The organism is Halioglobus sp. Uisw_031 (assembly GCF_047729875.1).
Lineage (GTDB): Bacteria > Pseudomonadota > Gammaproteobacteria > Pseudomonadales > Halieaceae > Marimicrobium.
In genome coordinates this window covers 546,197-572,724 of record NZ_CP159826.1, presented here as the reverse complement: position 1 = coordinate 572,724, position 26,528 = coordinate 546,197, and the positions used below count along the sequence as shown (strand labels likewise).

Genomic DNA, 26,528 nt, shown 5'->3' with positions numbered 1-26,528 from the left:
GACTGCGCTGCTAAATAGGGGAAACCCTATGGTCTAGTCGATAAAAACGCCTCCAACTGTCTGCTCTGCACCCGCAACAGCCCAGACACCTGGCGGAGTCTTGGCCTCACTGCGCCCTTGTAAGCGTTACCCGACACCCTCTTCTTCCCTTCATTGCTTGTCGGGCCTGTCGACTGCTCCCATGGCCTCCACTGTTGAATAAGCCGTGCCTGCCTCTCTCGGCGTTCTGGTGTCCATCCGTTCATGACGTTGCTCCATTAGTTCGCTTGGCGGACTTTCTTTTTCCACATGGTTATTTATCTGCTGATGCCCAGCCGATATATTGGCCTGATTCACAAAGTTAGCCAGGCTAGGGTTCATAATATCGTTTAGTGCGAGGAAAGCTGCGCGACTCTGCGACTGCGCCCTTAATGCAAACTTCAAGTACAGCTCGACATTGGCATGGTCTGTGTCGATATTATTCGCGGCCTCAATGGCCAGCTTATTAAAAATGGCGTCCAGCGTAAAAGCCTGCCCTGCGAGTATTCGTTGAGCCACCTTCAGGTCTGATCCACTCAAGGTCTCCGATACCTGTTTATCAAGAACGACCATCAGGTCGCAGATTTCATAGTCTGTAATTGAGACGGCGTACTCATGGATTGTCCCCGCAGCCTTCATGAGCGGACTGAGACTCGCCCTGGCAAATACTTCGCGCTCAGGCTCACCGGGCTTGCCTCCAATTTCGATATCTCCAACTGCCCTAAAGCCTAGATCTTTCTCGGCGGCCATCTTTATGCCTTCACCCAAACACCGGGAGTTAGCGGACTGTTAGTGGGTATTTGATGCGCGCTCGGTATTTGTCCGTCATTGGGTAACTTCCGAATTTGGTGTGCGGCATAGTCCGTCCAGTGCTTAAACCGCTGCGTAATCGTTGGTGGCTCCAGCCAGAATCCCGCCCAGGGCGGTGCACCATTAAGTGCGTCAGCTTCTTCGTCACAGGTAGGCGCGAAGGGGTCTGGTCGCAGGGCATTCTTGAGTTGGGACAGAGTTAGAGGGCGGTGTCTTAAACCTCTATATTTATAATCTTTAGTAGATATAGACTGCGCCGCTTATGTTTTTTTATGAAACCGTAGAGTCTGGTCAAGAATATAAAATATCCACAGAATCTGAATTCTCCCCGAATGTAATTGCAGTTAATCCAGAATCGAGTAAAAACTATTTCATAGAACAGTACATAACAATGGGAGTTTTCGTCGGCGGTGCTCGTCTCAAGCTTGTTAGCGAAGAAAAGGGTAAAAAAGAAATTTCCAAGCTTGAGCTGGCTAAAGCTGGCTCTTGCAGTCGATAGCACCACTCCCGTCCCCACCAGCCCACTGTGGCTACTTGGCATCATGGCAGGTTTGCTGTCGCTAGTGGGCATCAGGAAGCTGCGTAAAGCCTGAGCCTTCTCAAACCCGCCTAGTGCGGATTTTTTGTTGTCGATGAGCCCTATTACACAGGAGCCAGCGTGGTATAATCCGCGCACAATCTAACCATAGAAGATTCTTCCAATGCCCCACACTTCAACAGCCCTAAAACGTCATCTACTCAGCCCAGCAGTTCTGATGCTCTCAATGCTACTGTCAGCAAATGTGTTTGCGCAAGAAGCTCAAGACAACAGTGCAGGTGAACCTATTGAGAGTGAGGTCAATCTCAAAGACGTGGTGAAGTTCAACTGGGGCTTCCAAGGGGCCACACAAGGCGCAGGCACACCTAACCAAGCGGGCCTTGGTTTCTTCCTGCCCATGATGGTGAGCGACAACGGCGTATTGTTTTTGGACGTCCTTGCCAATGCGAACTTTGCAGACTTCGACGACTACTCCAGTATTATCAATACAGAAGTGGATGGCACCACGCTATCGACTTCGACACGCATAGGCTATCGCTGGCTCACCGATGACAACGCTTGGATGTTGGGTGTGAATGGCGGCTATGATTCGCGTGAGATGGCAACAGGTTCTACGGATAACGGTGTGCCAGTGACCAACTCTCAAACGGTTGATTTCCAGCAGGTGGCCTTCGGCATAGAGGCGGTCTCGGATACGTGGAACGTCAATGTCTATGCACTGGTGCCTGTCGATGACAAAGAGTACCGACTCAACAGTGTTTATAACGGTGGGTCTTTAGATACCTACGGTGTCGATGTGGGTTACAGCATTACGCCCGAGTTCGAAACCTCTATCGGTTACTACTACCAAAAGGGCGACCTAGGCGCAGTGGATGGCTCTGGCGTGCAAGGGCGTATTGCGTACAACATGGGTAATGGTTTCAGCGTTGGCACCAACCTGTCTTACGACGATGCCTTTGAAGGACGAGTATCGGCGGACATTCTTTATCGTTTTGCAACACCCGAATCCATTAAGGCCTCTAGAGTGACCAGTTTTGTGCTTTCGAGTGTCGTCAACAATAGGGATGTCCGGGTGCATGATAATTGCGCTTTTGTTATTGGTAAAAATGCTTCCTGTACGGCAATTAACATTAACATAAGCGTGAATAAATAGACTGACGTCCGCTCTTATAGTGGGCGGGCTTTATTATCCGTTATGTTGAGTGTGTTCATGACGGACAGCCAAAACCGTTGAAAGCGATTGCGTTCATCAATCAAACCTCGCAATCCGCTGCGATGCCAATGAACCCACCTTTGCACATACTCCCGCAACCGATTGATATCAGCTGTTTGCTCATAAAGCTGGCGAGCATGATTTAAGAGGCGAGTTAAGCTTGTACTTGACGGCACAAGCGGTTTATTCGGTTCCAGCCAATATCCCAGAAAATCAAACCCCCATTATAGTTGTCCCAATAAAACGTTTCTTGGGGTGTAAATTAACCTTTAAATCCGCAAGAATCGCATGCATTTTTTTAATGACGGCTCTTAATTTGTGCCTTGATGGAGCACAAATACGAGCGCGGTCGTTGTACACTGGCGCTGTGATCGTAGCTATCCAAGGAACCCGTTATCAACACTGACCTCAACGCCTGCTTCAAACGCAACCCAGAAGCCGTTTTCAGCGAATTGGATGGCGAAATCGCACTGTTTCAGAGCAAAACCAGCGATTATCTCATCCTCAACGACGAAGGGTCGGCCATCTGGGATGCACTCAGCCAACCGCAATCTCTGGATGAAATCTGCACTCATTTAGTGTCTATCTATTCGGTTGAAGTTGATCAATGCAGACAAGACGTCCAAGCTTGGCTTCATCAAGCCTGCATAAAGCGTGTTGTTGTGTTGATGCCTTAAGCGTTAATCCCCCAGCGCCATTTGCAGCGATGGCGTACTGTGTTCATTTGCCACCAACGGCGGCCAATCCTCATGATTCGAAGCCGCAATGTGCACTGCCAATGAACTCAAATCTGCGCCGGCATGCATCGGCAGCTCAGGCAGCAGCATATCGATGAGAATGTTAAGACCAAAGGCCTCGTAGTGATGCTGATACGTGGTGAGTTCGCTCATAAGGCCACCGAGCTAAGCGCTCATTTTGCTAAACATGATAAGGGTGCAATGCTGCTTCCGTTACATAAAAGCCTGCGTTGGACGCTGGCAGGCTGAAGTATAAGACAGATAAAAGGGCTTAGAGCCCTTAACTCCGATATAGTAAACCCAAGCCGAGCGAAATCGAGCACAAACAACAACGGCCCCTTTGGGGGCCGTTGTTGTTATTCAATCTAAACTGCCGTGCAGTAACGCCGGCGTGAGCCAAGGAGATACTGCCCAGCCAAAGCCAATGCAATGTGTTGAATAGCCTAGTTGGCATCCAACTCAGTAATCACAACGCCCACACGGCCATCTTCATCGGGGCCGACCCACGCCACCTCCTGTGACAAAGCTATTTGATATTTTCTTCCATCCTGGAGTCTGCATTCCATACTGGCTCTTATATCCCTATTGCCGGGATTACTAGGATCGTTTTTTGTCGTTGTGCAGACAAACCCTCGTTTCGCCAATTCTTCATCGGCGTCGCCCGCTGACTTAAACGTCACCATGTGCATGCAGGTACTTTGATCTTCACATTCCAAAGCGCCGTCATCACTGCACTGCATGAGCAAGTCAATGGGGATTCGCGGTCCACCCGCTAACTCTCCTGTTGCTAGATTTTTGGGTCTGATTTGCAGAGGATAGGTATAGTAGGTGTCATTGTCCCTATTGGTAATCTGATTGAACTTGACCCCGCTGCAACGCTGCTCCTCTTCAATAATTCGCTCACTACCATTTCCCTTGCCGCAATCGCCACCGTCGTCATTAACCCACCCGCACAGCATTGCTTCGCGGAGACCAGCACCGAGTTCCAGCGAAGCCATGTAAGCAGGCTGGCCTACATCGGTAACGATCTTGCGGTCAGTTGCAGGGAAAAGACATTGAGGCTGCGTTACCTTGGCGAGGTTTAGATAATTATTAATAGTACCCTGAGGCAAGTCGGCCATAGGCAACATCGTGACAAGTATCTGGCCGGGGCCTGCGTCATTGCATTGAGAGTCGATGTTAGCAAAAGCCACTTCATACCTAACTCCAGCGCCACCATTTTCAGCGCTGGTAACGCCTATATCTGACTCAAACGTTTTTTGGTCTGTGGTTATCTTATCTCGATATTGCGTTGGCGGCTCGTTTTTTAGCTCGCTGCTCAACGAATAGTACTCGTCAACTACATTAGGCGAGTTGGGGGCTTTATAATTGCCGCAGGCCAAATAACTCAAATTAGCTGGCAGTGCTGCAAGGCCTGTGTCTGGTCTATCTTGCGGCCGATACCACGTTAGCTGCGTGCCATCTACACCACAAAAACATTGGCCATAAAAACCCTCGATCACGTCTCCCTCTGGGAAAGTATCAACGCTGCATGCCAATGACTGGGTTTCGCCTGTTTTAAACGACGTAGTGGTATCACTCATCATTTGTACAAAGCTAGCCTCAGTGCCGTCGCCTGGGTTTGCGGCACCCGCACCTAAAGCATTGACATACCGCTTGCCGTAATACATTGTTTGGTCAACACCAGGGCAATTAATGGTCTCGCTTTCGGAAGCGCTGACTGTAGGTACAACCTTAGCTGCACATAATGCAATATTACCCGGCATGGGGGCACTCAGTGCCAGCGACGGTTGAGCCACCGCGCCTTCAGACCCGCAACGGGTGCAATCGACAGCATTGCCAGTGGCATAACGATAATCTCCGCACGTGTTACTGTCGGAACAAAACCCACGACATTGGCCATCAACCAGGCCCTGGCCCCCTTCCGGCGAAATTGAGTTATTCAACCCTGATGCACATTCATTGACACCGCACGACGCGGGACAATCGAAACCACCTGGAGCCACAGTGAGACTGTAAGGCTGCAACATTGCACCATCGTAATAACCTTGGTTAACCGGCGTCTGATCACTCAGTGCAAATAGAGATGGACAATCTTCAAAGCTGCCCACTGCATCAATAATGTCGGTGCTGGAATTCGTGGCATCACTATTGAATCGTCTCAAGCTGCGCATACAGGTATCGACTTTTTTAATTTGATAACTTTGGTATAGCACGCTGCCTTCCGTCCAAACAACACCGCTGGGCGAAGGTGAATTTCGGCCTGCAACCCGTTTTAATAGATCAATCGGGGTTCGGCTACCGTCCCAAAAAATAGCAGGTAGCGCCTTACCTATTTCTGTGGCGTAGTCGATGCTCCAGCTTTTTCCTTCAGCCCATTGCGCCCATTCACTCGGTGCTTCCAATGGCTCCGATGGGTACACCTGACCGTCAACAGCCAAGTCGCTAATCATATGGTTCAAGGTTGTTGCATATAAAATATTGAGTCTTTGTGCATACACCAAACCCAACTGTGTTTGCGCACAGTTAAACGCATCTGCATGCTCTTCAGGGGTCGCTGGATAACCTTCCTTCCCACACCACATACTGCTAGCAGGGCTGTAGTGAGTGCCGGGCAATGCTGCAGGGTTCGTGATGGACTTGATGCCAACACCATTCTCTGTGCTTGCGATATAGCGGTAAATGTTCAGCCAGTTAATCAACTGCTCCTGGGTATGAGCGGCCTGCAAAGCACTAACAGCTCTCACATAAACTGCTCCTATTGCATCATTATATTGATCAAACAACGGAACAATATTGAAAGAGTCAGCAGCATTAGTAGGCTCACTTACGCAAGCTGGAGTCCCAACGTCTTCAGGGCTACCACAAACGGTGGGGTCCCAAACATTGCCCTTATCGGTTTTGCCAGATGGGCAATGCACGCGCACACTCGCGTTGGGGGAGGCACAAATTGACACCGCTGAGTCGAGCGACTGTGCGTAGTGCTTAAAGAGTAAACCAATATCTCGGTTGTCGGATTGAGTAATATTTTTATAACAATCGTACACACATCCGCCGCCGTAGCTTGAGTTGCTCACATGGCCAACATCTTCGGCAAAAGTATCGGGCTGGCGGCTAGTCGCTAAAGCATCAAATGGGCCGTCGTTGTCATCTTCAACATCAGCACAAAAAGACGGCACCTCGTCAGGATTATCGTTAACGCAACAAACAGATTCAGATTTTCCACAGGATGCAAGCACTATGGGGTCAATGGCGCGCTGAACACCCTCGGTTGTCCAAACTTGCGGAGTATCACTGGCCGTTGGGTCCCAAAATCCACCCTTCTGCATGAAGATTTTAAAATCTTGCTTTACACGGCCGATCGCATCATTGAATGAAATCGTTATAAGTTCAGACACATCGCTGTTGATATCGCTAAGATAATAGAAAAATGCCTGTTCATCTCGATCAATTTCGTCATAAAGCCCTAGGATCTGGTCTTCTTGATACGCAAGCTGATCGTTGATGGCATCGATTTGACTCTGGATACAAGAACTACTGTCTTTACCACCACTGATTTTAAGGCTAGCGCTTGTGACTTCTATTGTGCCTGCCGTCACCTCCTTCGCTATTGCGAGTTCGGGAAAAGCCACAGAACCAAGCGTAACAATTCCGCTGGTTAAACTCAGGCCCTCGCCCGCGTTGGTAAGCATCGATTCACAGCCACCCTCTGATGACCCGAGCGCAAGCGGGAAACTACCATTCGATGACTCAAGCGCACCTTGGGCACTAACACTCGATGACCCGACCGCACCTTGGGCACTAACACTCGATGACCCGACCGCACCTTGGGAACTAACACTCGATGATCCGACCGCACGTTGGGAACTAACACTCGATGACCCGAGCGCACTTTGGGGACTCCCACTCGATGGCCCGAGCGCACTTTGGGGACTATAGATTGCACTCACCAATCCCGTCGGCAGCGCACCATGCTTTACATCGACGCGCAATATATCGCCTTGGGCATTATCATCAAGATTAAAAGACCAAGATATACCTTGTAAGCTGACCTCGCTGGGGGGGCTTCCAGCTATCGTGAACTCTTTAGACGCTATCTTGGTGTCGCCTTCAGAGCTAAATGCTTCTACTGAAGCAATATATTCACCGGGGGGAAGGAGCACGCTGGCATACGACTGACTACTGGAACCCGGACTATGGAATGCGCGCGCGTTGCCTTTTTTCCGGACCCCAAAATTATATCGATCGGGGGGTAGAACCGACGACTGAAGCGCTGCAATCTCCACCCATTGCTTACCGCCTTCGATTGGACCTTTTTCTTCTGTTTCTATCGTAAGAACAGAGGTTTCCCACGTTTCTATCGCAAGACCAGAGGTTTCCCCCGACCCCTGACTACAACTCATTACCATTAGGGACGACAACAGTATAGACACTAATCTGATCATAAAGACGCAACCGTTTGTTTTTGATTCATATGTTATATTATTTCATCATTTTATCATTTTATTGTTTTATTGTAGTGCGTTCTTCTAGACTATCCCAGAAATTGTGCGTTGTCAGACCCTTTGGGCTCAGGCTTTCTTCTTCGACGACCTCGCCAGCGTCGCTTTTTTGGCAAATTTCGGGACGTTTGACCGCAGCATTTTTGGCTTATCTTTTTGGCGCCTCGCGTTTACCCGTTCTCGCGGTCTATTTTGGCGTCTTGGCCTGACTTACTGTCCCAGTGTCTGAGGCTCTGCCAATTCGTATAGATTATCTGCTAGCCTTATATTTTGTATTTGGCTGTATTCTTTGGGTGTTTCTATATATAGACTATCGTCGCGTCCGGGCGACCACTTAACAAGACGCTGTTAGCGCAGGCTACGCCTGCTGGGAGGGCCTACTGCGTAGTCCGCCCCAAAGCTGCTATGCATTCAACCTAGGGGGTTAACCGAATATGAACTTATTGGGCAAGCTCCTGATGTCGCTTTCGATAGCGGCATACGCACTAAATCCACCAATTGTCGATCTCACCGCTGATACATATATTTTTCACGAAGTTTGGATGCCCCATGCTCGAATGCATACCGTTTGGCTACTTGGCGTAACGTCAGAAGTCGGGCTCTTAGCGCTATATTTACTTTGGAGCCCAGGTACCGATAAAAAGTTTAGTACAAATCTTGCCGCCTTATATCTCTATAGGTGCAATGCATGAACACACCGTCTCCGATCGTGCTGCCAGCGCGTCAGGAAATTTTTTTTGGCCTGTGCCTAGGAGTAGCTCGCGGTGTTCTGGCTATTGTTGCGAGCATCTTATTGGCTCGCACCCTGAGCGTTACCGAATTTGGAGAATTCGCTTCCGGAATCAACCTGACAATTATCGTGCTGATGTTCGCATCGTTGGGTATGGAGCGGTTGACGATGCAAGTTTTTCGTCGTGCCCAGCGCTCTGGTGATTTTGAAGCGGCGCGCGGCTTAAGAAGAATTGGGCCTATGATGATCATTGCAACTTGCCTAGCTTGCATTGTGATACTGGTGCCAGCACACATTTTTTTTCACGATGACCCCTTTCACGAGCACATGAATTTTGCGCTGGTTTTGGCACTCCTGCCCCTGCTTGCCCTGTCTCGCTTTTTTGTCGGTTCAGCGGCCGCACACGGAAGATATCTTCTAGGAAATTCGGTGCATAGTTTGGCCCCGTTTATCATTATTATTCTTCTGACCCTTTTGGTAACAGCCTTGGGCTGGGAGGAACTCGACGTAATCCATGCGGTGGTCATTTACGGGTTGGCTTATGGCGCAGTCCTGCTTGCTCTTTATCGAATTCGACAAGCGGCCGAACCAGAGGAATTTCGAAGGGGCTCGCATCGGCTTGAATCTATGGATTGGTTGCGTGCTGGTACGTTGTTTTCCCTCGCGATGTTTTGCATGACAGTGCTGGACAGGGGGGGCGTAGTGGCCGTTAGTTGGCTTGAAGATGACGACACGGGAGCCGCTTTTCTGGGCGCGGCTGGAGAACTTGCTGGTTTTATGCTGTTTCTGGCAATGGGGGCAAGTGCGATTTTTTCACCTATCATGACCGATGCCGTCAACGATAAGAACACCGTCGCTTTGCGAAAAATTAACTTTGCGTGGTTTCGCTGGGTCGGCGGAACTGCGGTAGTCATCGGGGTGCTTCAGTTGCTTTATGCCAAGCAATTACTTGATTTGTATGGTGAGGAGTACGAAGTCGCGACGAACGCATTTATAATTTACTTGGTCGGGTTTGCGATCAGTGCGTTCCTTTTTTTACCCATGATGGCTAGCCAATACCTCGTCGGTCTAGGGCAGTCCGTTTTGATTCTCGGTGGTTGGGTGGTTGCGGGGTTGATCGGAATGGCGTACCTGGGGAGTCACTTAGGTATCCAAGGCGTCGCAATCGCGCAGATTGGTGCGACGATAGGGGCCAATCTCGGCTGCATTTTAGCTGGTCACCGTGTCGTGGCAAAATGGAAACCAGAACATAGCGGTGGCAAGGCTACTTACAAATAAACTCGCGGAGAATAATCTTGCTGTAAGCCGCTGCCCTTTTCACCGTCTTGGATGAAAGCACCTAATCGCGGGCCCACTTAGATAAGTGCTGACAAGTTAAGTCGCCCCAATTGCCAGAATCGGGAATGAATGCCTACCAACGCTACCGATTCCCACCCGATATCATTTCCTACGCCGTTTGGCTCTACTACAGATTCAATCTCAGCCATCGAGATATCGAGGATTTGCTCGCCGAGCGGGGCATCACTGTCAGCCGTGAAGCGATTCGCCTGTGGTGTATAAAATTTGGAGCTATATACACTCAAAGGCTGAAGCGAAATCATCGTGAATACGGCGATAGCTTTTTCATCGATGAAGTCTTTGTGAAGATCATAAGACTATATAAACAGTATTATTATGTCTTTTGTGACATCTTTTGGTACATCTTTGTCAATTGCGCGACAGTAGCGGCTCCCTGGTTGCTGCCCACCGCCGGCATGCACGACATCATACACCGCACACGATAATCTGTAATGGGTTGTCCGCATGGGGTGCCTCGAAACCTGCGCACGCACGATGCTTACCGCCCCACTACGGACTAATCCCCAGCCCAAAAAAACCCGCACTAGGCGGGCTTAGGTGGTCAGAGATATTCAGGCTTTACGCAGTTTCCTAATGCCCACCAGCGACAGCAGTCCTGCCATGATGCCCAGTAGCCACAGTGGGCTAGTTGGGACAGGCGTTGCGCTAGACGGCGGCGCGACGGTGTCTGGGCCCCCGACAACGAATGGTTCACTCGTTGCAGATGCGGGACTCGTTCCTATAATGTTCGTCGCTGTTACAAAACACTCATACGTGTCGCCATTGTACATCGAGGGGACTGTAATAGGTGACGTGGGGCCAACTACGTCTACCCGAATCCGCCCCGAACCCACCACACGGAGGCAGGAGGCTTCGTAGCTGTAAGCTGGCGAGCCATTGTCAATCCCCGGGGTAAAGGCGACGGTAAGCTGACCGGCGCCTGGCGTTATCGAGTCTATGGTCGGGGCGTCCGGTGGCGAGCAAACTATCGACGTCGCTGTGATCGTGGTCGAGCCATTGCTAAAGTCCTGCGGCCAACTCGTTATCCCTTCACAGTAGGTGATCGTCGTTAGGGTGGGATTGACATCGAACATGTTGAGTTGAAAGTCACCAAAGTTGCCTCCAAAGTGCGCGCTGGTGAGGGCGTTGTTGTTAAAAACAAACTCCCCAATGCTCGTAACGCTGGCTGGAATAGTCACGCTGGTGAGGGCGTTGTTTTGGAAAGCAAAGGACCCAATGGTCGTAACGCTGTTTCCAATAATCACGCTGGTGAGGTCGTTGGTTTCGAAAGCACTCTCCCCAATGCTCGTAACGCTGTCTGGAATGTTCACGCTGGTGAGGGCGTTGTTTTGGAAAGCAAAGGACCCAATGGTCGTAACGCTGTTTCCAATAATCACGCTGGTGAGGTCGTTGGTTTCGAAAGCACTCTCCCCAATGCTCGTAACGCTGTCTGGAATGTTCACGCTGGTGAGGTCGTTGTTGTAGAAAGTACGCTTCCCAATGGTTGTAACGCCGTTCCCAATAATCACGCTGGTAAGAGCGTTGTACTGGAAAGCATATTCCCCCATGGTCGTAACGCTGTCTGGAATAGTCACGCTGGTGAGGAAGTTTCCGGCGAAAGCAGCTCTCCCAATGCTCGTAACGCTGTCTGGAATAATCACACTGGTGAAGGTGTTGCCTAAGAAAGCACTCTCCCCAATGCTCGTAACGCTGTTTCCAATAATCACGCTGGTGAGGTCGTTGTTGTAGAAAGCATTTTGCCCAATGCTCGTAACGCTGTCTGGAATAGTCACGCTGGTGAGGGCCTTGACGTAGAAAGCATAACCCCCAATGCTCGTAACGCTGTAGGTTGTCCCATCATCCGAAGCTGTGGCAGGAATCACTAAGTCTTTGTCTCGGTTACTCCTTGTTGCACCCGTTACTCCAACAGTCGTTCCACTTGTAACGGTATAACGGAAGCGACCGTCATCAAAGGCCAAAGTCTGAGCCGATAGCATCGAAATAAGCAAGAATGCGAATGAGGCGAGTACGCCGCGCTGTGGTGCTGTTAGTTTCATAACAAGAGCTTGCCGTGGTTTATTGGCGGCGGATTATAACACTTGAATTCCGATGGGTCGCATCGGTGCTGCGGGGTTGAGAGCAGTGTTGTGGTGGTCGAGTGAAGTGCTAGGTGGCCGCTATCTTTTACTTTGGGGATACGTTAGACCCACAGTGGATGTACGGCTGTAGTGGCGCTGTGAGCTGCCTCAACTGGTGTTGCCCTTGATCGGGAGGAAAGTAGAAGCGTGAGCGCGTGTCACAGCATTGTATCTGCCAGAGATCACTGTATGTAGGGCGCTATATCGCTGCTTTCTCCCCTGACTGTAAATCTGACAAAGAACCGAAGCGGCATCTTCACCGCCCCGACCCTAGCTTTATCGTTACGCTAGCAGATCCTTTAAATATCTGAGCGTGAGCTGTGCTAAAAGCAGCGTTCTCTCCGCATCATTGATATTAAGCAGGCATTCCCCCATGTAATGTGTAAGCCAAGTTTGATAGGCTTTCAGCCAGTATGACCTTAAACAATGCCAGAGAAAGCATTATGAAATCCATAATCGCAGCACTATTACTTAGCCTGTCTATGATGGCAGTTGCTCAACCATCTCCGAAGGAAATAGCTGAATGGAGGGCCGCTGCCGGACAGGGTGAAGCGTGGGCTCAAAGCAATCTCGGCCAGATGTATGACCGCGGTGATGGTGTACCACAGGATAGTGCCGTTGCCATGAAGTGGTGGACCAAAGCTGCAGAGCAAGGCTACGCCAAGGCTCAATACAATCTAGCCCTTATGTATGCCGACGGTGAAGGCGTACCAAAGGACAATGCCACAGCTGTTAAATGGTACACCAAGGCTGCTGAGCAAGGGTATGCCGATGCTCAATTGAATCTGGGTTTGATGTATGACAACGGTCTAGGCGTTCCACAGGATGATGCTACTGCCGTTAAGTGGTACACCAAAGCTGCAGAGCAAGGAGTCGCCAGTGCTCAAGAAAATCTGGCCTTTATGTATGCCAAGGGTGAAGGCGTTCCACAGGACAACGTGATGGCTTATATGTGGTGGAACCTCGCGGCAGCGCAGGGAGATGAGAATGCGAAGGAAAACAAAGGCAAGCTCCAAGACAGCATGACATCAGCCCAAATAGAAGAAGCCCAGACATTAAGCCGCGAGTGTTTGGCTAAGGATTATAAAACCTGCGGGTAGCTGGCTCTGATTCTACCCGCAGTCCTACCAACCTCTACGGCATCGCCTTTGTAAATTCGTTGATGGTGGTGGTCGAGTGAGAAACTAAAAATAAGACTTAAACAAGCCCCTTTCGCGCACCACAGGGGCCAGGTGGGGGAAGTCGGCTATGGGCCGCAGCGCCTGACAGCAAAACGGCCCCCGAAGGAGCCGCTGTTTATCGCAATATCCGAGCGAGCTTACTCAGGATTCTCTCGCCAACAAAAAACCCGCACTAGGCGGGCTTGAGAAAGCTCAGGCTTTACGCAGTTTCCTGATGGCCAGTGACGGCAAAGTTAACGATGCTAGCTGCCACAGCTCTAGCTCGTTTGTTAGCCAGTCTGCGTGACGATGTGCGGAGAGTGTACCGTAGCTCCTTGATTGGAAGCAGCGGTCTGTGGCAGGGACGGATGATATAACGAAAATAATACCCAGAGGATCTGAGCAAGAGGTTTTGTGCCATGAGTTTGTGCCATTTTGTGCCAACTCATAACCACTGATGCTGCAAAACCCTTGTTTAAAGGGCTATACGATATTTGGTGCCGAAAGCGGGACTTGAACCCGCACGAGCATAGCTCACCACCCCCTCAAGATGGCGTGTCTACCAATTCCACCACTTCGGCAAATATTTGTCAGTCTAAGCTTGGTAAGTCATCCCCTTTAGATCCCGTGACGGCGGGGGAGGCTGTGTCCAGAACAGGCAGCTCTGCGTCAACTGCAGCAGGCTTTACCTCTACCGCCGCAGGAATAGCCAAGTCGAGGTCATCTACAAGGGCAGATTTTTGATTGATCAGCACAGCCAGGCCAAAACTGGTGGCAAAAAACAGAGCGACCAAGCAGGCCGTCACTTTGGTCAGGACACTTCCTCCGCCACCGCTACCAAAGAGCGTCTGGGAGCCACCCGCACCGAATGACGCGCCCATTTCTGCCCCTTTACCCTGCTGCAACAGGATCAAGCCAATAATCGCTAATGCGACAAGTAGGTGCGCACCCAAAATTATCTGTTCCATAATATTCAAGTCCCTCCAGGGGACAACTTACAATTTTTTGTCACGCAGCCGCTGCGTTAATAATCGCCAAGAAGTCTGCTGCAACTAGAGCAGCACCTCCCACCAGAGCGCCATCTATATCAGGCTGCGCAAACAGCTGCGCCGCGTTGTCAGGCTTCACACTACCGCCATACAAAATCCTTGTGGCAGCTGAATCCACATTGGCAATATCGGCCAGACATACGCGCATAAAGGCATGCATTTGCTGCGCCTGTTCCGGCGTAGCCGTCAGTCCGGTCCCAATCGCCCATACGGGTTCATAGGCTAACACTAACTGAGCTAAGTTCGCCCGACCCTTCAAGGCCTCTTCAAGCTGAGTACTAACCACCGCTTGTGCGGCTCCCGCTTCGCGTTGCTCGCGTGTTTCCCCAACACAAACAATAGGCCTCAAGCCTGCCTCTGCCGCAGACATCAACTTAGCGGCAATCAGAACGTCGGATTCACCCTGATACTGTCTTCGTTCCGAGTGCCCAAGGATCACCCAGCGGCACCCTATCTCGGCCAACATTGCCGGAGACACCTCACCGGTATAGGCTCCCGATTGGACATGACTACAGTCCTGGGCGCCTAGCGTTAAAGACGAAAACCGGCACAAACTCACCGCTTGCGCCAGATGCACGTAAGTAGGACACACCACCACCTCAACCCCAGCAGCTGGCGTCGCACTCACAAGATCCCCAAGCAATGCCTCGACACCGGCTAGAGAACCCTGCATCTTCCAGTTACCTACAACCAGAGGCTGACGCATCTGGATCCCCCAGTCAAAAAAGCGGCCGCAATCTTAACCAAGATAGCCCCCCGTGACAAGGACCCTACCCAATACTGTCAAGCCAGAATCAAACATCGGCTGCAATTCAAGCAAGAATCCGCTCTACCTCTGCTGCCAGCTCGGCGCACAAAAGTGCCACCTCTTCATGATCTCTTCCTTCAATCATTACCCGCACCTTAGGCTCAGTGCCGGAGGGGCGCAGCAGGACTCTGCCCTGCTTGCCTAGGCGCCGCTCAGCAGACGCCACAGCAGCGCTTATTTCAGGGTGGTCTTCCAGATTGGGTCTTTCGCTCACGGTGATGTTAATCATGGTCTGGGGATACAAGGTAATGCCTGCCCGCAGTGCCTGCACCCCCCCTTTCGTCCCCTGCAGTGCCATCAGGACCTGCAATGAAGCGATAATACCGTCACCAGTGGTCGTCACATCAGAACAAATGATATGCCCAGAGGATTCTCCCCCCAAAAGCCAGCCGTTCGCTTCCATCATTGCTTTGACGTGACGATCACCCACCTGCGCCCGCACAAACTCTAACCCCGCCTCTTCAAGTGCCAATTCGAGCCCCAGATTTGACATTTGGGTACCTACCACACCGCCGTCACTGATTCCCATGGCCAAGCGGTGCATAGCGATAATGTAGACCAATTCGTCGCCATCGATAATCTCGCCCATGCTATCTGTCATTAATACACGATCACCGTCACCGTCGTAAGCGATGCCAATATCCGCCCCCTTATCTCTGACCAGTGCGGATAGCGCGGCCATGTCGGTGGAACCGACACCTTCGTTAATATTGAAGCCGTCGGGCTGTGCCCCCATAATAATCACTTCTGCACCCAACTCACTAAGAACACTGGGAGCAATGTGGTAGGTGGCTCCGTGCGCGCAATCTATGGCGATGCTTAGGCCTCGCAAACTGAATCCCTCGGGAACAGTCGCCTTGCAAAATTCGACATAACGCCCAGCAGCATCCTCAACTCGCAGTACCTTGCCAATATTGCGCGATTCAACGACAGAAATCTCCTGCTCCAACTCTGCCTCAATGGCACGCTCCACCTCATCGGACAGCTTGGCACCATCGGCGCCAAAAAACTTAATGCCATTGTCGTAAAAAGGGTTGTGTGACGCACTGATGACGATGCCGGCATCCGCATTCTGTTTACGCGTCATGAGCGCAATCGCCGGCGTAGGCATGGGCCCCAGTAGCTTCACATTCACTCCAGCCGCGACCAGGCCAGCCTCCAGAGCAGACTCGAACATATAGCCAGAAATACGGGTGTCTTTGCCGATTATCACCGTGCACTGCTGCCCCCGATTAGACGCTCTCGAGAATACGCGTCCGCTGGCCCAGCCTAGTTTGAGCATAAAGTCCGGCGTAATTGGGAACTCACCGACTTTGCCACGAATACCATCAGTACCAAAATAGCGCTTGCTCATAAGTCCACACACTCCTCCAAGGCCATTAACATCGACACAGCATCAACAGTGGCGGCCACATCGTGCGTCCTTATGACCGCAGCACCGCGCTGGGCAGCAAGCACCGCCAGCGCGAGACTCGCCGGAAGACGCTGCCCCACCTCCCTGCCCAACAGTTTGCCAATCAGCGATTTACGCGACAGACTCACAACAAGCGGGAGACCGATTGCCGCTAGACGGGGCAACTCACGCAGCAACTTCAGATTGTGAGTGACGGACTTACCAAACCCAAACCCAGGATCCAATAACAGGCGGTTTCGGGCGATACCTTGTCGTTCGCAGGAGGCGATTCTGGACTGCAAATATTCACAGACGTCCTCCACAACATCATCATAGTGTGGAGCAACTTGCATGTTGCCGGGCTCGCCCTGCATATGCATCAAACAGATAGGCACGTTCGCTGCAGCGGCCGCCTCTAGGGCCCCTTCTCGCGTGAGCGCACGGACGTCGTTCAATAAACCTGCGCCCGCATTCGCCGCCTCACGCATCAATACCGGGGTACTCGTGTCGACGGAGATGACGGTTTCCAATTCCGCCGCTATGCGCGCCACCAATGGCAATACTCTGTCCATTTCTTCGTTCACAGAGACCGGGCTAGCGCCGGGGCGGGTAGACTCCCCTCCGATATCCAGAATAGCCGCTCCCGATGCCACCATCTCTCGAGCACGTGTCATCGCCCTCTCGATATCAAGATTTGAACCACGATACAGCGTAGCACCGTCAGAAAACGAATCTGGAGTCACGTTAATGATGCCCATAACAACCGGGCGGGACAAGTCCAGCCGGCGCCCGGCACATTCCAACACCGGACCGGCTGAATATTGAGTAACAACCACTATGTTAACGGCGTCAGATCAGTGCTCGCCAGCAGGACCGCCAATCGGACTAGCGGGGGAATCGTCCTGTGCGGCATCCGCGTTGGACTGCGGCGTGTCATCACTGTCAGTCTTGCCCCAGTCCTTGGGCTCGCGGGGCTCCCGCCCGGACATGATGTCGTCGATCTGCCCGGCATCAATCGTTTCGTAGACCATCAGGGCCTCTGCCATCACATGCAATTTATCAAAATTTTCTTCCAGCACTCGCTGCGCGGTGGCATAGCACTCGTCGATAATACGCCGAACCTCATGATCAATCTGCTTTGCTGTCTCCCCGGAATGGCTGATATGCGGCTGACCCGCACTGCGACCCAGAAACACTTCCTCAGTGGCCTCGTCATACATCAGAGGGCCCATTTTCTCTGACAAACCCCACTTGGTAACCATATTTCGGGCAATATCGGTTGCGCGCTGAATATCGTTCGATGCCCCTGTCGTAACGCCATCCTTCCCAAGGGTCATTTCCTCGGCGATACGACCCCCAAAGAGGCTGCAAATCTGGCTGATAATAAACCGGCGGCTATGGCTGTACCGATCTTCCTCTGGCAGAAACATGGTGACACCCAGCGCGCGTCCTCGAGGAATAATACTCACCTTGTAGACTGGATCATGTTCCGGCATCAAACGACCAACAATTGCATGCCCCGCTTCATGGTAAGCGGTATTGCGCTTTTCCTTTTCGGACATGACCATAGATTTGCGCTCTGCACCCATCATGATCTTGTCTTTGGCCAATTCAAAGTGGATCATACCCACGGTACGCACATTGCTGCGTGCAGCAAACAGCGCCGCTTCGTTGACCAGATTCGCCAGGTCAGCACCAGAGAAGCCCGGTGTACCGCGCGCAATTTTAGACGCCTCCACATCTTCCGCCAAAGGCACCTTGCGCATATGCACTTTGAGAATATGCTCACGACCACGGATATCAGGGAGACTCACCACCACCTGCCGGTCAAACCGGCCCGGCCTCAACAGGGCTGGATCGAGAACATCAGGGCGGTTAGTGGCGGCGATAACGATCACGCCGTCGTTCACCTCAAAACCATCCATCTCTACCAGTAATTGGTTGAGCGTTTGCTCACGCTCGTCATGGCCACCACCGAGGCCGGCGCCCCGGTGACGTCCCACTGCATCAATTTCGTCAATAAAGATAATGCAAGGCGCCTGCTTCTTGGCTTGCTCAAACATATCTCGCACACGAGAAGCACCTACACCCACAAACATCTCCACAAAATCTGAGCCCGATATCGAGAAGAATGGCACTTTCGCCTCGCCGGCAATGGCCTTAGCCAGCAAGGTCTTGCCGGTACCGGGCTGCCCTACCATCAGTACGCCGCGCGGAATACGCCCGCCCAATTTCTGAAAACGACTGGGATCGCGCAGAAACTCCACCAACTCCTGAACGTCTTGTTTCGCTTCATCCACCCCCGCAACATCCGCGAACGTGGTGGTGATCTGATCCTCGCCCAGCAGCTTGGCCTTGCTCTTGCCAAAGCTCATAGGCCCGCCGCGACCGCCACCGCCGCCCTGCATCTGGCGCATGAAGAACATAAATACGGCAATAATAATAAGAATAGGGAAACTGGCGACCAATAGCTGGGTCCAGACGCTTTGCTGCTCAGGCTTACGCCCCTCTACCTCGACGTTATGCTGCAGCAAATCGTCGATCAGCTTGGGGTCTTCCATCATCGGGCGAATGGTTTCAAATTTAGAGCCGTCATAGCGCTCACTCGAAATTGTTAACCCATCCACGACCACTTTCTTCACTTTGTCCTGCTGAACCTCCTCAATAAGCTGAGAATAGCCGACCTGCTCGGTGGCACCCTTCATATTGAAGTTGTTGAATACGGACAACAGCACCGCTGCTATCACCAGCCAAAGCAATAAATTCTTAACCATAGTGTTCAATACCAATACCTCTTTAAAGATTTTCAACAGATGCGCCGCTCGCACTGCACTGCAGCAGTAACGGGGACGAATACGGTGCCCTTAACGCGTCACATTACTGCCGAATGCCGTCGCGTCTGATAAAGAAAGGTGACAAATAGCGCCCAGCGGCGCATTGGCAGGCTCGATTCACCCATTCATTCAGTTACAATTTACTATACTTGGGGCAATGTCTCCATGTTTCAAGGTGTCCGATAATACAATTATCAGGGGCCACGGAACTCTTTTGCCACCATATACACCTCCCTTGAGCGGGGTCTGGAAGCCTTCGGTTTGCGCGTCAACACCTTGACAAAATAGCCTTTCGTGGCTTGAAACACCTGATCAAAACCCTCTCCATGAAACACTTTGGTGACAAACGTGCCCCCGGGGGCCAATACCTGTTGCGCCATATCCAAGGCAAGTTCCACCAGATAGATCGCGCGAGGCTGATCTACGGCGCTCACCCCGCTCATATTGGGTGCCATGTCGGAAATGACCACATCCACCTGTTTGCCATCAAGCGCCGCAATAATACTGTCAAAGACCTGCACTTCGGTGAAATCTCCCTCAATGAAGGTCACACCGGCTAATCCGTCCATGGGCAGGATATCCGAGGCAATCACCTTGCCGTGATCCCCCACCCGGGCAATCGCCACCTGCGACCAACCGCCCGGCGCACTACCCAGGTCCAATACTGTCATGCCGGGGCGGATAAATTTATCCTTTTCTTGCAGCTCCAGCAGCTTATAGCACGCCCGTGAGCGATAACCCTCTCGCTGGGCCTGCTGCACATAGGGGTCATCGCGGTGTTCTTTTAGCCATGCTTTACTGGAGGGTCGTTTCTTCGCCATAGGAGACCACTGTAATTTCGGTTTCTTGCTCGGGGCGGCTTGTGTAGACTAGCCCGCCCCGGCAGTGATGGGCATTGTACATTGGAAAGACTATGAGTAAGAAAACAAAACCCGACATCAAACAGCTGCGCGCTATAGGTCATAAGCTCAATCCAGTGGTCACTATCGCTGGCAAAGGCCTTAGCGAGACTGTCAGCGCGGAGCTTGATCGAGCCCTAACCGACCATGAGTTGATCAAAGTCAAAATCGCCGTGGGCTCGCGTGAGGCTCGCGCCGCACTGGCCGAGAAGATTTGCAAGCAAACCGGAGCCGAAATGGTACAGAGTATTGGCAGCGTCATTGTCGTGCTGCGCCGCTCTGCCGCGCCTGACCCGCGATTATCCAATCTAATCAAGCCGCTCTAACCAAGCGCTTACGCGCTGCTGGCGCAGCTGATATCGACGTAGATCAGGCTATTTCAATACGAAAGAATGGATTGGCAGCCATCGGTGTCAGGTCAAAAAATTGGTCAGTTGATACGCCATAATCGCTGCAACATAAGCAAACAGAAAGTATCCGACGAACAGTTTTATCCCCAACGAATTGGATTGGCTTTCCTTCGCAAGGATCGCCAATGTCGAAACACATTGCAGTGCGATGGCGAAAAAAACCAGTAGCGCAATGCCCGACCCCAAGGCAAGGTCACTGTTTTGAATATGCTGCACCAATGGAGCCATGTGCTCATCCGCAGATTCAATCCCAAAGATAGTCCCCAGTGTGCCGACAAATACTTCCCGCGCCAGAAAGGAACTTAAAATGGCAACGCCATAGCGCCAGTCAAGACCTAGCGGGGCGAACAATGGCTCGATGATATGGCCCATATATCCCAACCAAGAAGCACCCAGATCAGTACCGTAGTTCGGGAAATAGCCCAGTATCCAAATAACAACCGTCACCGCAAATATGATTTTGCCGGCCTTGGTTACAAAGTGTTTTGAGCGGTTCCAGGAATTACGCAATAGAGGTCGCATGCTAGGGAGCCTGTAGGGTGGCAGCTCCAGCACAAAAGGCAGGTCGTTATAATGATCCTTACTGGTGCGTGATACCAATGCCGTTACCAGCAGCCCGCAAAACATACCAAAAAAATAAATAGCAAACATGGCCATGCCCTGCCATCCGAGCAGTCCGCCCAGTGCCGTTCCCGCGGGAATAAAGGCGGCAATCAGCAACGTGTAAACCGGCAATCGAGCAGAACAGGGCATCAACGGGATTGCCATATAGGTCAGCAACCGCTTGCGTGGTGAGTCGATCGCGCGCGCCGCGTAGATCGCGGGAATGGCACAAGCCACCCCCGACAGCATGGGAATGAAGCTTTTTCCTGTGAGGCCGAACAGGCGCAGCGGTTTATGACAGATCAGAGCAGCTCGCGCCATGTAGCCCGAGTCTTCCAGCAACCCGATAATAAAAGTCAGCACAAAAATTTGCGGCACGAAGACCAAAAAAGCGCCGATTCCGCCAAACAGTGCGTCAGAGGTAAAGTCCCTCGCCACCTGATTACTGATCAAAGGCACAATCCAGTCCGCCATTGTGCTGAGCACATACTCGACCGCATCCATCAACGGTGCGGACCAGGTGAATATGGACTGAAACAACAGGTACATAATAAAGAAAAAGGCAACACCGCCGATCACCGAATGGAGAAAAATACTATCCAATCGGGTCTGGTTCCTGATCAACACATCGCCTTTGGGGCCAAAGCGATGTGCGAGTTCGTGTGCTTTCGCACGCAACTGCTCATCGGGCAGCTCCACATACGCGCTACTCATGCCAGCATGGTCTGCTTTAAGCTCGTTGATAACCGCTTCCAAGCCCTTTCCAGAGCGTGCAGAGGTCGGCATTACTGGCGTCTGCAATGCAGCAGACAGCCCCTGCGTATCCAAACTTAATTTATGCGTGTCCAGTACATCTATCATATTAGCCAATACAGAGACCGGCTTGCCGTGCCGCACGCACTCGCGAATAACCTGCAGGGTAAAGTAGAGGCTTTTTTCCAGCCGAGTAGCATCAATAACACACAGTACCTGAACAACATTGGGGTCTACTAACGCCCGCTCGAAGTTCTCCACCGCGACCTTCTCGTCCGCCGAAATAGCCTGTAGCGAGTATGTCCCCGGGAAGTCCACCAGATCAAAATCTGGCATCGCCTGCATTCGACCAACACTGACATCCACGGTGATACCCGGGAAATTGGCCACCTTATGGTGCAGCCCCGTCAGGCGATTGAACAACATACTTTTGCCCGAATTAGGGCTGCCCATCAGGAGAACTTTAGGCATGACTAGGAATAATGTTAACCAAAATGTGGGTAGCAACCTCATCGTCCAATGAATAGACCGTATTGCTGACGCGGTAGACTTTAGGCGCCCCAAAACCGAGCGAATGCAGACAAGACACTGATTCGCCGCGGTGAAAACCGAATTCCATTAAACGAATACGATACTTCTCATCGAGAGCGTCGTCGTAACCCAGAATTTCGCAGTGGTCACCCGTTTTTAGGGCCCAAAGGGAGAGGCTCATAGTGCTCTTGCGGCTGAACTAAAAAATCGATGATAATCTAAATGAGAATTATTTGCATTATTGATTTGACTGAAAATTGCCCCTTTAAAGCGAGACATTTTTCCAAAACATGATAGCGCCCGCGTCAATCGATAGCAGCAACCCTTGACGCCCGCGCCATAGCATTTTGAGGCGACCAATCCCCTAAATCAGAGGTGATGTACCTGGTCAATTTCGTACTCGATATCACCGCTGGGGGCCTTGACGACGACCACATCGCCCTCTTCTTTCCCTATCAGAGCACGTGCAATGGGCGAGCCCACCGAAATCATATTGCTCTTCACATCGGCCTCATCTTCACCCACGATGCGGTATCTCACAGTCTCGTCTGTGCCCACGTTGATGAGATCAACGGTGGCGCCAAAGATCACCCTGCCTGTCTTGGGAATAGCCGTGATATCAATGACTTGGACGTTGCCCAGCTTCCCCTCAATCTCCAGGATACGACCCTCGGCAAAACTCTGCTGATCACGCGCCGCATGATACTCGGCATTCTCCTTGAGGTCGCCGTGTGCTCGCGCCTCTGCGATAGCTTGCACAATGCGCGGCCGATCCACCTTTTTTAATCGATCCAGTTCTTTTCTGAGCGTAGTTTCCCCAGCCAATGTCATCGGAAACCTAGTCATGAGTCAATTCTCCTGTGCAGATCCTGAAGACGCCGCACTGTCTTTTCACCCTTGAACTTCAATGCCATGCAGATTGCCTCTGCGGCCGTCAGGGTGGTTGTGTAAAATACACCGTGCGATTCAGCACTGGCGCGAATAGAAGCCGAGTCCTCAATAGCACGCCTGCCCTCGGTGGTGTTGACGATAAAATCTGCCTCATCGTTCTTAATCATATCCACGATGTGAGGCCTGCCTTCGGTCACCTTATTCACCCGGCGTACCGTGAGGCCCGCCTGCTCCAGTACCTGAGCGGTACCGCCCGTTGCCACCAGAGAGAACCCCAAATCTGAGAGGTCCTGAGCCACCGCTACAATACCAGGCTTGTCCACATCGCGGACGCTGAGCAGAGCGGCACCCCCGGTAGGCGTTCCAGTACCAACGCCCAACTGGGCCTTGGCAAATGCCTCGGCGAAGGTGTCGCCCGTGCCCATGACTTCGCCAGTGGATTTCATTTCCGGCCCCAGAATCGGATCCACGCCCGGAAATTTGTTAAACGGCAATACCGCCTCTTTGACACTGAAGTAAGGCGGTACAATTTCGCGGGTAAACTTCTGCTCGGCCAGCGTTTGTCCCACCATACAGCGGGCGGCAATCTTGGCGAGGGAGACGCCTATACACTTGGACACAAACGGCACGGTGCGCGAGGCACGCGGATTGACCTCAATCACGTAGATCTCATCGTCCTGCCAAGCCAGCTGCACATTCATCAGTCCTTTGACGCCTAGTTCCAATGCCATTTTTTTCACCTGCGCGCGCATTTCATCCTGCACCTCAGCATCTAGGCTGTAGGGCGGAAGGGAACAGGCGGAGTCACCTGAATGCACGCCAGCCTGCTCAATGTGCTGCATGATCGCGCCGATTACGACTTCTTCACCGTCACTAACGGCGTCGATATCCACCTCAATCGCTGCACTGAGAAAACTGTCCAACAACACCGGAGCTTCATCGGAAGCCTGCACTGCGTCGCGCATATAGCGCAGCAGGTCTTCCTCACGATAGACGATCTCCATGGCACGACCACCGAGCACATAGGAAGGCCGCACTACCAGAGGATAACCAATGGCCTTGGCCGCCTCTACTGCTGCTTCAGTGCTGCGCACCGTCGTATTGTTAGGCTGCTTCAACTCCAGCTTCTGTATCATTTTCTGGAAACGCTCACGATCCTCCGCTCGGTCGATCGCATCCGGCGTCGTGCCTATAATGGGCACGCCATGAGCCTCCAGTGCCCGTGCGAGCTTGAGCGGGGTCTGGCCACCAAACTGCACAATCACACCCTTGGGCTTCTCTAAATCGACGATTTCAAGAACATCCTCCAGCGTCACTGGCTCAAAATAAAGGCGGTCGGAGGTGTCATAATCTGTGGAGACTGTTTCTGGATTGCAGTTGACCATAATGGTTTCATAGCCATCCTCGCTCAATGCCAACGCCGCATGCACGCAGCAATAATCGAATTCAATACCCTGACCAATACGGTTGGGGCCACCGCCCAATATCAGAATTTTATCTCGCTCTGTGGGCGCCGCTTCGCACTCTTCCTCGTACGTTGAATACATATAGGCTGTGGTAGAGGCAAACTCTGCCGCACAGGTATCCACCCGTTTGAACACCGGACGCACACCCAAGCTGTGGCGGTGCTCCCGCACTTTCGTCTCCGACGCAGCCAGCAATACCGAAAGGCGTTCGTCTGAGAAGCCCTTGCGCTTGAGTTCAAACATTTTCGCATGATCAATCTTTTCCAGACTGATCGTTTTTAGGCTGTCCTCCGTAAACACAATATCCTGGATCTGCACAAGGAACCAAGGGTCCACACCAGAGTAGCGAGACACCTCGTCCAAACTCATCCCCGCGCGGAAGGCATCTCCGAGATACCAGATACGGTTTGGCCCCGGGTTGGTAAGCTCTGATACGAGTTCAGTGCGCAGCTCAGGGTCGTCCACGTCGATCATATGTTCAAATCCGGCGGAATCCACCTCGAGGCCTCGCAGTGCTTTTTGCAGAGACTCCTGGAATGTCCGGCCTATGGCCATCACTTCACCCACGGACTTCATCTGGGTAGTGAGACGATCGTCTGCACCGCTAAACTTTTCAAACGCAAAGCGGGGAATCTTTGTAACAACATAATCAATGGAGGGTTCGAAGGACGCGGGCGTTACGCCGCCGGTAATGTCATTGAGTAACTCATCTAGCGTATAACCAATTGCCAACTTGGCCGCCACCTTGGCGATGGGAAAACCCGTGGCCTTGGATGCCAATGCCGAGGAGCGGGACACTCTGGGGTTCATTTCAATGATCACCATACGACCGGTTTTCGGATCCTGCCCGAACTGCACATTGGAACCGCCAGTTTCCACTCCAATCTCACGCAGCACCGCCACAGAGGCATTGCGCATAATCTGATATTCTTTATCGGTTAGTGTCTGTGCGGGCGCCACAGTGATTGAATCACCCGTGTGCACGCCCATTGCATCAAAGTTCTCAATCGCACAGACAATGATGCAGTTGTCGTTTTTATCGCGAACCACCTCCATCTCGAACTCTTTCCAGCCGATGAGAGATTCGTCTATCAACAACTCATTGGTCGGCGATAAATCCAGTCCGCGCCGACAAATTTCCTCGAATTCACTGCGGTTATAGGCGATGCCACCACCAGACCCCCCCATGGTAAAAGAGGGGCGAATAATGCACGGAAAACCGATGGAATCCTGTACCTGAAAAGCTTCCTCGAGGCTGTGGGCGATAACAGAACGCGGCGTATCCAAACCTATGCTCTTCATCGCTTTATCAAACAACTGGCGATCTTCTGCCTTGTCGATCGCCTCTTTGCTGGCCCCTATCATCTCCACGCCATGCGCCTCCAACACACCTTCACGGGCCAGGTCCAGAGCACAGTTGAGTGCCGTCTGGCCGCCCATGGTGGGCAACAGAGCATCGGGGCGCTCTATTTCAATAATACGGGCCACCGTCTGCCATTCGATGGGCTCGATATAGGTAGCATCGGCCATTGCAGGGTCGGTCATAATAGTGGCGGGGTTGGAGTTCACCAAAATGACCCGGTAGCCTTCCTCGCGCAGCGCCTTGCAGGCCTGCGCACCAGAGTAATCAAACTCGCAGGCTTGACCAATAATAATAGGGCCTGCACCGAGGATCAGAATGCTTTTTATGTCAGTACGCTTCGGCAT

General features: G+C 51.9%; 22 protein-coding genes, 1 tRNA gene and 1 pseudogene. 7 read left to right on the top strand and 17 right to left on the bottom strand.

From position 1 onward, the window contains the following. Positions 1 to 150 precede the first annotated feature (150 nt). Positions 151 to 768: a hypothetical protein gene (locus tag ABXT62_RS02610; RefSeq protein WP_415356990.1), complete on the bottom strand. Its 618-nt coding sequence runs from the start codon at positions 766 to 768 to the stop codon at positions 151 to 153. Positions 769 to 1,090: 322 nt separating this feature from the next. Here ABXT62_RS02610 and ABXT62_RS02605 point away from each other — a divergent pair, with 322 nt between their 5' ends. Together ABXT62_RS02605 and ABXT62_RS02600 are read left to right on the top strand one after the other, a co-directional pair. Continuing rightward, complete coding sequence (locus tag ABXT62_RS02605) at positions 1,091 to 1,327, top strand: DUF2846 domain-containing protein (protein WP_415356989.1); 237 nt, start codon at positions 1,091 to 1,093, stop codon at positions 1,325 to 1,327. 202 nt (positions 1,328 to 1,529) lie between these two features. Then, a complete protein-coding gene (locus ABXT62_RS02600; protein WP_415356988.1) occupies positions 1,530 to 2,519 on the top strand; it encodes a hypothetical protein in 990 nt (329 codons plus the stop codon). A 437-nt stretch (positions 2,520 to 2,956) separates the two neighbouring features. Here the strand turns inward: ABXT62_RS02600 and ABXT62_RS02595 are convergent, their stop codons facing one another. Next, positions 2,957 to 3,154 (bottom strand): hypothetical protein, encoded by a 198-nt coding sequence (locus ABXT62_RS02595; RefSeq protein ID WP_415358266.1) that lies wholly within the window; start codon positions 3,152 to 3,154, stop codon positions 2,957 to 2,959. Between ABXT62_RS02595 and ABXT62_RS02590 the strand changes: the two genes are divergently transcribed. Next, complete coding sequence (locus ABXT62_RS02590; protein ID WP_415358255.1) at positions 3,080 to 3,256, top strand: PqqD family protein; 177 nt, start codon at positions 3,080 to 3,082, stop codon at positions 3,254 to 3,256. The genes ABXT62_RS02595 and ABXT62_RS02590 overlap by 75 nt on opposite strands. Before the next feature lie 3 nt (positions 3,257 to 3,259). Here ABXT62_RS02590 and ABXT62_RS02585 read toward each other — a convergent pair whose 3' ends face one another. Together ABXT62_RS02585 and ABXT62_RS02580 are read right to left on the bottom strand one after the other, a co-directional pair. Further along, positions 3,260 to 3,469 (bottom strand): hypothetical protein, encoded by a 210-nt coding sequence (locus ABXT62_RS02585; RefSeq protein ID WP_415356987.1) that lies wholly within the window; start codon positions 3,467 to 3,469, stop codon positions 3,260 to 3,262. A 290-nt stretch (positions 3,470 to 3,759) separates the two neighbouring features. Beyond that, positions 3,760 to 7,761, bottom strand: coding sequence for a hypothetical protein (locus ABXT62_RS02580; RefSeq protein ID WP_415356986.1), 4,002 nt, complete (start codon positions 7,759 to 7,761; stop codon positions 3,760 to 3,762). Positions 7,762 to 8,506: 745 nt separating this feature from the next. On the opposite strand from ABXT62_RS02580, the gene ABXT62_RS02575 reads away from it, so the two are divergent. Both ABXT62_RS02575 and ABXT62_RS02570 read left to right on the top strand, forming a co-directional pair. After that, positions 8,507 to 9,826 (top strand): lipopolysaccharide biosynthesis protein, encoded by a 1,320-nt coding sequence (locus ABXT62_RS02575; protein WP_415356985.1) that lies wholly within the window; start codon positions 8,507 to 8,509, stop codon positions 9,824 to 9,826. Positions 9,827 to 9,951: 125 nt separating this feature from the next. Then, a pseudogene (locus tag ABXT62_RS02570) lies at positions 9,952 to 10,114 on the top strand (IS6 family transposase); the annotation flags it as partial. Positions 10,115 to 10,458: 344 nt separating this feature from the next. Here the strand turns inward: ABXT62_RS02570 and ABXT62_RS02565 are convergent. Further along, positions 10,459 to 11,943: a leucine-rich repeat domain-containing protein gene (locus ABXT62_RS02565; RefSeq protein ID WP_415356984.1), complete on the bottom strand. Its 1,485-nt coding sequence runs from the start codon at positions 11,941 to 11,943 to the stop codon at positions 10,459 to 10,461. Between the two features lie 524 nt (positions 11,944 to 12,467). On the opposite strand from ABXT62_RS02565, the gene ABXT62_RS02560 reads away from it, so the two are divergent. Further along, positions 12,468 to 13,124: a tetratricopeptide repeat protein gene (locus ABXT62_RS02560; RefSeq protein WP_415356983.1), complete on the top strand. Its 657-nt coding sequence runs from the start codon at positions 12,468 to 12,470 to the stop codon at positions 13,122 to 13,124. A gap of 280 nt (positions 13,125 to 13,404) precedes the next feature. Here the strand turns inward: ABXT62_RS02560 and ABXT62_RS02555 are convergent, their stop codons facing one another. The 8 genes from ABXT62_RS02555 to rlmE all read right to left on the bottom strand — a co-directional run bounded on the left by ABXT62_RS02555 (position 13,405) and on the right by rlmE (position 20,089). After that, a complete protein-coding gene (locus tag ABXT62_RS02555) occupies positions 13,405 to 13,605 on the bottom strand; it encodes a DUF6538 domain-containing protein (RefSeq protein ID WP_415356982.1) in 201 nt (66 codons plus the stop codon). A gap of 74 nt (positions 13,606 to 13,679) precedes the next feature. Continuing rightward, positions 13,680 to 13,765 (bottom strand) — tRNA-Leu (locus tag ABXT62_RS02550). Positions 13,766 to 13,774: 9 nt separating this feature from the next. After that, positions 13,775 to 14,152: a preprotein translocase subunit SecG gene (secG, locus tag ABXT62_RS02545; RefSeq protein WP_415356981.1), complete on the bottom strand. Its 378-nt coding sequence runs from the start codon at positions 14,150 to 14,152 to the stop codon at positions 13,775 to 13,777. A 40-nt stretch (positions 14,153 to 14,192) separates the two neighbouring features. Next, positions 14,193 to 14,939, bottom strand: a complete 747-nt coding sequence (tpiA, locus tag ABXT62_RS02540; RefSeq protein WP_415356980.1) for a triose-phosphate isomerase — start codon at positions 14,937 to 14,939, stop codon at positions 14,193 to 14,195. 106 nt (positions 14,940 to 15,045) lie between these two features. Continuing rightward, on the bottom strand, positions 15,046 to 16,395 hold the full coding sequence (gene glmM / locus ABXT62_RS02535; protein ID WP_415356979.1) for a phosphoglucosamine mutase: 1,350 nt from the start codon (positions 16,393 to 16,395) through the stop codon (positions 15,046 to 15,048). Then, positions 16,392 to 17,210 (bottom strand): dihydropteroate synthase, encoded by an 819-nt coding sequence (gene folP, locus ABXT62_RS02530; protein WP_415356978.1) that lies wholly within the window; start codon positions 17,208 to 17,210, stop codon positions 16,392 to 16,394. The genes glmM and folP overlap by 4 nt, the downstream gene beginning before the upstream one ends. A 78-nt stretch (positions 17,211 to 17,288) precedes the next feature. Then, entirely contained in the window at positions 17,289 to 19,208 is a 1,920-nt protein-coding gene (ftsH, locus tag ABXT62_RS02525) for an ATP-dependent zinc metalloprotease FtsH (RefSeq protein WP_415358254.1), read from the bottom strand. 254 nt (positions 19,209 to 19,462) lie between these two features. Then, positions 19,463 to 20,089 carry a 23S rRNA (uridine(2552)-2'-O)-methyltransferase RlmE gene (gene rlmE / locus ABXT62_RS02520; RefSeq protein WP_415356977.1) on the bottom strand — a complete coding sequence of 209 codons (627 nt, stop codon included), beginning with the start codon at positions 20,087 to 20,089 and terminating at the stop codon, positions 19,463 to 19,465. 92 nt (positions 20,090 to 20,181) lie between these two features. On the opposite strand from rlmE, the gene ABXT62_RS02515 reads away from it, so the two are divergent. Then, a complete protein-coding gene (locus ABXT62_RS02515; protein WP_415356976.1) occupies positions 20,182 to 20,493 on the top strand; it encodes a YhbY family RNA-binding protein in 312 nt (103 codons plus the stop codon). 87 nt (positions 20,494 to 20,580) lie between these two features. Here the strand turns inward: ABXT62_RS02515 and feoB are convergent, their stop codons facing one another. The 4 genes from feoB to carB form a co-directional block, all read right to left on the bottom strand. After that, on the bottom strand, positions 20,581 to 22,386 hold the full coding sequence (feoB, locus tag ABXT62_RS02510) for a ferrous iron transporter B (protein WP_415356975.1): 1,806 nt from the start codon (positions 22,384 to 22,386) through the stop codon (positions 20,581 to 20,583). Between the two features lie 10 nt (positions 22,387 to 22,396). After that, the gene (locus ABXT62_RS02505; RefSeq protein WP_415356974.1) at positions 22,397 to 22,645 is read right to left on the bottom strand and encodes a FeoA family protein; all 249 of its coding nucleotides are present in this window, start codon (positions 22,643 to 22,645) and stop codon (positions 22,397 to 22,399) included. Between the two features lie 188 nt (positions 22,646 to 22,833). Beyond that, positions 22,834 to 23,310, bottom strand: a complete 477-nt coding sequence (gene greA, locus ABXT62_RS02500) for a transcription elongation factor GreA (protein ID WP_415356973.1) — start codon at positions 23,308 to 23,310, stop codon at positions 22,834 to 22,836. Then, positions 23,307 to 26,528 carry a carbamoyl-phosphate synthase large subunit gene (gene carB / locus ABXT62_RS02495; protein WP_415356972.1) on the bottom strand — a complete coding sequence of 1,074 codons (3,222 nt, stop codon included), beginning with the start codon at positions 26,526 to 26,528 and terminating at the stop codon, positions 23,307 to 23,309. Before carB ends, greA begins: the two co-directional genes overlap by 4 nt.